Source organism: Enterobacter cloacae complex sp. S3 (assembly GCF_014930495.1).
In the GTDB taxonomy this organism is placed as follows: domain Bacteria; phylum Pseudomonadota; class Gammaproteobacteria; order Enterobacterales; family Enterobacteriaceae; genus Enterobacter; species Enterobacter asburiae_B.
The window spans coordinates 1-5,773 of the sequence record NZ_JADBRD010000069.1; the positions used below are offsets into that span (position 1 = coordinate 1).

Below are 5,773 nucleotides of genomic sequence, written 5' to 3' on the forward strand. Positions count from 1 at the left end.
AACGGCCATCAACATCGAATATATGAAAGCCAGCATCCGTGCCAAGGTGGAGCACCCGTTTCGCATCATCAAGCGGCTGTTCGGCTTCGTGAAAGCCAGATACAGGGGGCTGCTGAAAAACGATAACCAACTGGCGATGTTATTCACCCTGGCCAACCTGTTTCGGGTGGACCAAATGATACGTCAGTGGGAGAGATCTCAGTAAAAACCGGAAATAACGCCAGAAATGGTGGAAAAAATAGCCTAAATAGGCTGATTCGATGTGTTTGCGGGAAAAAAATCGGCCCAGATCCGCGAAATTTTAATCAGCGAGTCAGCTTGGGAAGAAATGACCTGCTTATTCGCACCTTCCTTAATTGTGAGGTCGACATGACCAAAAAAAACATTGTGTATGGACTCTTTCATTATTATTCATTTCGCTTATAAAAAAAACGCTCCCGGACGGGAGCGTAAGCCAGTGACTTCGGCGTCAAATGAGGGTCTGACAAGTGGAGATGCGGGTTAATTCTGGGTGATCTGGCTGCGATGCTTTTCCGCCTGTTGCTGATGAATAACGGAAGACTGGCCATTATTCGCCTTCTCATGCACAACAGCGGCTTTCTCATGCTCGCTCATTTCGGAAAATGGCTTAGCAGTTTCTTGGGTGTTCTCAGGTTTGGCTTTCATCATTTTTTTATGCATTTCAGCCATGTCCTGATGGGCGGCAGAATTGCCGTTTTGCATCATTTCATGGGACATTGCGGCCTGATCGTGACCGCTCATATCCATCATTTTCATGCTCTCCCCCTGAACTGCACTTTTTTCAGCGGATGATTGCATCTGATGGGCAGGCGCCTGGGCATTATTTACCTGGTCATGCATGTTCATTGTCTCTGCAGCCCAGGCAGATGAAGCGACAGCCATCATGGCAATAAAGGATACAAGGATCTTTTTCATGGTTGGGTCTCCGGTGTTTTCATACCCGAACAATCAATGCTTATAACAGAGAAAGCATTTGATCTCAGGGCTGGTTGATCATCACGCCAGGAACCGGGCGATTGAATTATCACGCTGTCCTGATTTATGGCTGATTATAAAAAACCGCCTCTGTTTATCGCGTGACTGAACGATGACATTTTTGTCACCTTCCGGGTTTCTCCTGAATAACGGTATTAATCCATTAACAGACGCACACTGAACACAATTTCCCGCCCCTGCTGTTCTGCTGACAGCTCGCCGCCGTGAGCATGAATGATCGACCTTGTAATTGATAATCCCAGCCCCGCGCCTTCCGTGTTGTAGAACCTTGATGAGTCTGCGCGATAGAACCGGTCAAACAAACGTTCCAGATTAGCGGGAACCTGGCCGGACATCGTATTCGTAATCATCACGTTCACACAGTCACTGTCACGCTCAAGGTGTATCGCTGTACAGGTGTTATCGGGAGAATACTTGATTGCATTGGAAAGCAGGTTACTGAAAGCACGTCGGAGCATATCGCTGTCTCCGGCAACAACGCCCTCTCCTTCAACCGTGATTGTCTTTCCTGTTTCGTCTGCCAGGGGCTCGAACAACTCACGTAATTCATTCAGTTCGGCTGCCAGATCCACATCATGTTTATCCAGCCGCAGCAGACCATGCTCTGAACGTGCCAGAAAAAGCATGTCACTGGTCATTCGTGACAACCTTTTCAGTTCTTCCAGGTTAGCGAATAAAATTTCGCGGTAATGCGAAACATCCCTTTCCTTAGCCAGTGCAAACTGCGTCTGCATCATCAGATTACTGACTGGTGTGCGCAGCTCATGCGCGATGTCAGACGAGAAATCTGACAGTTTCCGGAATGCCCCCTCCAGGCGATCAAACATATTATTGAACTCCTGCATGGTCTCAGAGATTTCCGGCGGAGCCAGATCGGGATTTAGACGCTGATCCAGGCTGTGTACGGTCATGGAGGAAGCCAGACTGGTCATTTCCCGTAGCGGTTTCAGACCAATACGTGTGGTCAGCCAGCCCAGAAAAACAGAAATAAAGACCAGACCGATATTGAACCAGAACAGCCAGGTACTGAGCTTATCCATAAACAGGGTGTGATACCCAGTATCCGTGGCAACCGTAATGATGACATGTTTGCTTTTACCCTGTTCCGGCGTCACGGCAACCCGCCGCGAGATACTGCGGTACACGGTGTTATTTTCTTCCGTCTGGATCATATAGTCGAGAATATCACCCGACTTATTAAGCAGGACCGCTGGAACAACAGAATTTTTGGCATAGAGTTCAACAATTTTTTCATTTTCCATGTTTTTTATAGAAATGAATAAGCCATTGTGCCCCACCATCGCATCGTTTATTTTTTCTGATAATGACTTAATATCCGTTTTGTTCCTGAACGTCTCTGTTTTAAGAAACTCTTCGGTGAGCTGAAGTTTACCTGTCAGAAAATCGCGGTCCTGATTATCGAAATAGCCATTCAGGGTGCTAATCAGGATAAAACTTGATAACCACCATACCGTAAGCATCACCGCAGAAAAAATCAGGCTCAGGCGTGTGGTCAGGGAAATTTTGAACCTCACTCTTCTCTGATCTCCAGGACATATCCGGCACCGCGAACGGTATGGATCAGTTTTGGCTCAAAGTCATCATCAATTTTACTTCTCAGACGTCTCACGGCGACATCAATCACATTCGTATCACTGTCAAAATTCATGTTCCAGACCAGGGACGAGATAAGACTCCTGGGTAACACTTCTCCGGTGCGTTGCAGCAGCAACTCAAGCAGAACGTATTCTTTACCGGTGAGATGGATCTTCTTCCCCGAACGGATCACGGTCCGGCGCACCATATCAACGGTCATATCGGCGATGGTGCAGACTGTTGCGGCCTGCGAGCGTGCCCGGCGCAGTAGGGTTCTTACACGTGCAACCAGCTCCGTAAAATCAAAGGGCTTAATCAGGTAGTCATCTGCGCCAAGCTCCAGTCCTTTCACTTTGTCCCGCACGTTGTCCTTTGCGGTTAAAAACAGGACCGGTTCTTCGTGCCCGGACTCCCTCAGTGCGCTGATGATTTGCCACCCGTCGAGGAAAGGCAGCATCACGTCCAGTATTATCAAATCATACTGTCCCTTCGACGCGGCCCCGAGACCATCGCGGCCATTATTAAAGAGATCGGCCTGATAGCCTTCCTCAACCAGTCCCTGCTGCAGGTAACGACCTGTTTTTTGTTCGTCTTCAACGATTAAAATACGCTGCATGGTCAACTCGCTGATATGAAAGTAAAAATCTCACGCATGAGCTTTGGCTGTCCCCTAGCTGATCTGAGACGGAGCAAGCATTCCAAGCCACGCTACGGCGCCCAGAATGATAATCGCAACAACGAATTCTGTCAGGATGCTGTTTCGCATCAGGGCAACGCTGCGATCATAATTCCCTTCCCTGACCATAACTTCAAGCCGGGGACCCAGGTGAAACCGGTTTGCTGCAGCCAGAAGAAGCATCAGAACAAACAGAGCCGTCTTGGCAAGCAATATCCTCCCCCAGGAACTGTTGAATAAGGGAGTTAAGTTACCCTCAGCAATATACAGATAGTTGACCAGCGCACTCAGGATCAGGGCTACAACAATCACCGTTCCTGCCGTGGCAAATTTTGCCAGGGAGTCAGATATCACAATGACGCTCTGTGCATTATGCTCGTTTCTGCGCATCAGCAGGATAGCAAATGCAACCAGAGCACCTGTCCAGGCACCTGCAGCGCCGAGATGGGTCAGATCGCTCAGTAAATGGAGATAGTAATGCAGACCGTCATGCATAACGGCGTGTCCTCCCCAGGCAAGTGTAGCCAGCGCCACGCCCCCACTCATCGTCATCAGCAGGCAGGACAATACTCTCTTATTAGTGTAAAGGAACAAAGCACCGAGTGTGGTAAACAGGGCACAGAGCCTGACAATCCAGCTAATACCCACATCAGTTTCTTCTATCACCATCTCGATAACATGGATGGATAATTCTCTGAGGTCAGTTACTCCACTCATGGCATTAGATACCAGGAGCATATTAATGCCAGTAAGAATGATGCCTGTAACAACAGCAAAGGTTATAAACGACCTGAAATTAGTCAGGTTATAGGTTTCATGTCTGACACCGCTTATTCCATATATCTGAAAAAATGGCAATCCAAATATTACCATCAAATCCAGATAAAGAAGAAAACGAATAACAATCATAATCAGGTCGTTCATAATATTACTTCACTGTAAAGGTGTAATTACCGGTAATAGGGTGCGTATCTGAAGAAACCGCGCGCCAGTCAACACGATAAGTGCCAGCGGGTAAAGGCTCTCGCGGAATAATGACCATCGATTTAGGGTCAGCGCCTGGCGCCACTTTTGCCGCGACCGGCATCGGAGAATGTGATGACATGCCTTTCATACCCGTCATCGTTAATTTTGCACCTGAGAATTTCACGGTCAGATTTTCCGAGAAATTAAGCTGAATCTTTTCCGGGGCCGCTACGGCTGAATCAGCCTGTGGCACAGAGCTTTTTAATTCCGGATGGGCCATAGCAGAGAAAGCAACGCCCATAACGAGGCCACCTGTAAGAATGGCTTTATTTAAAATCGACATTTTATTTACCTGTTTAGTTGAGTGTTTTATATCAGTGCGTTAAAACCAGATTCTGGCTCCCGCCAGGAATACTACCTGATGGTCTTTCTCACCTTCTCTTTTCGCCATATCGGATGTTTTCCCGTAAAGTTGATTCCAGGAAACGCCTATATAGGGTGCAAACTCACGGCGTATTTCATAGCGCAGCCGGAGCCCCAGCTCTGTGTCAGTCAGTCCCCTGCCGCGACCCCGCGATTCATCATCCTGACTGTAGAAATTCACCTCATAGGATGGCTGGAGTATGAGCCGGTTAGTCAGTAAAACGTCGTATTCTCCTCCCAGACGAAGGGCTGCTTTTCCGCCATTACTGACAAAACCCGTAATTTCAGACTCAAAATTATAGAGTGCCAGCCCCTGAAAACCGACAGCAGCCCAGGTCCGGGCAGAAGCAGGTCTGAAATCCTGCCTGACACCCGCAACCAAATCCCACCATGGGCCAACCGCATGTCCCCAGAGTAACTGCGCTTCAGCCGCCTCCGTTTCCCCATTGCTTCGTTCACCTTCACTCTTTAGCCAAATCCGATCTGTGTCGCCTCCAATCCAGCTGTTAACACTCCAGCTGAAATTGTTGGTGTTATCCGACCGTTGCCATTCCAGTTGATCCAGCAGAACCAGATAATTAATCGCACTGTCGTGAATCGCATGCCCCTGTAAATTGCCGAATGCAGCCTTCCGGTCGGCATCGGTAACAGGCGGAATTGGCGTTCTGCTCTCAGTTACAATGGGCTCCATTGACGTCATCTCAGTGAAATTCTCATCTGCTGGCATCTGCATGGCAGACATGTCGTGCCCGGCGTGGGGATCTGCAGAGACGGAGCCCGCCGCAATAGAAAGCTGTGAGGTAAACAAACCGGCGACCAGAACAGGTATGGCCTTCAAATTTCTCTTCATTCGCATCATTCCTCCACCCGGACTTCACGAAACATTCCCATTTCCATGTGATAGAGCAAATGGCAGTGATACGCCCAGCGGCCAAGCGCATCTGCTGTCACTCTGTAACTGCGTTTTGTACCAGGGGGAACATCTATTGTGTGTTTACGAACCATGAAATTACCGTTTTCATCTTCCAGATCGCTCCACATACCATGCAGGTGAATGGGGTGAGTCATCATGGTAGGCACTGTTGCAAATAGTCG

General features: G+C 48.4%; 9 protein-coding genes. 2 read left to right on the forward strand and 7 right to left on the reverse strand.

Annotated features, from left to right (window positions below; translation table 11 throughout):
- The coding region (locus IM317_RS22990) for a transposase (RefSeq protein WP_193362538.1) at window positions 1-205 on the forward strand (205 nt) is incomplete at its 5' end.
- Window positions 187-426: a hypothetical protein gene (locus IM317_RS24235; RefSeq protein ID WP_305956163.1), complete on the forward strand. Its 240-nt coding sequence runs from the start codon at window positions 187-189 to the stop codon at window positions 424-426. The genes IM317_RS22990 and IM317_RS24235, both read left to right, overlap by 19 nt.
- Before the next feature lie 75 nt (window positions 427-501).
- Here IM317_RS24235 and IM317_RS22995 read toward each other — a convergent pair whose 3' ends face one another.
- The 7 genes from IM317_RS22995 to IM317_RS23025 all read right to left on the reverse strand — a co-directional run.
- Window positions 502-936: a hypothetical protein gene (locus tag IM317_RS22995; protein ID WP_004118347.1), complete on the reverse strand. Its 435-nt coding sequence runs from the start codon at window positions 934-936 to the stop codon at window positions 502-504.
- 215 nt (window positions 937-1,151) lie between these two features.
- On the reverse strand, window positions 1,152-2,552 hold the full coding sequence (gene pcoS, locus IM317_RS23000) for a copper resistance membrane spanning protein PcoS (RefSeq protein ID WP_002436614.1): 1,401 nt from the start codon (window positions 2,550-2,552) through the stop codon (window positions 1,152-1,154).
- On the reverse strand, window positions 2,549-3,229 hold the full coding sequence (pcoR, locus tag IM317_RS23005; protein WP_001188930.1) for a copper response regulator transcription factor PcoR: 681 nt from the start codon (window positions 3,227-3,229) through the stop codon (window positions 2,549-2,551). Before pcoR ends, pcoS begins: the two co-directional genes overlap by 4 nt.
- A 54-nt stretch (window positions 3,230-3,283) precedes the next feature.
- Complete coding sequence (pcoD, locus tag IM317_RS23010; RefSeq protein WP_080821469.1) at window positions 3,284-4,162, reverse strand: copper resistance inner membrane protein PcoD; 879 nt, start codon at window positions 4,160-4,162, stop codon at window positions 3,284-3,286.
- A 55-nt stretch (window positions 4,163-4,217) separates the two neighbouring features.
- Entirely contained in the window at window positions 4,218-4,598 is a 381-nt protein-coding gene (gene pcoC / locus IM317_RS23015) for a copper resistance system metallochaperone PcoC (RefSeq protein WP_000025662.1), read from the reverse strand.
- A gap of 39 nt (window positions 4,599-4,637) precedes the next feature.
- Window positions 4,638-5,528 carry a copper resistance outer membrane transporter PcoB gene (pcoB, locus tag IM317_RS23020; RefSeq protein ID WP_001378118.1) on the reverse strand — a complete coding sequence of 297 codons (891 nt, stop codon included), beginning with the start codon at window positions 5,526-5,528 and terminating at the stop codon, window positions 4,638-4,640.
- A gap of 5 nt (window positions 5,529-5,533) precedes the next feature.
- The coding region (locus IM317_RS23025) for a multicopper oxidase domain-containing protein (RefSeq protein WP_193362539.1) at window positions 5,534-5,773 on the reverse strand (240 nt) is incomplete at its 5' end.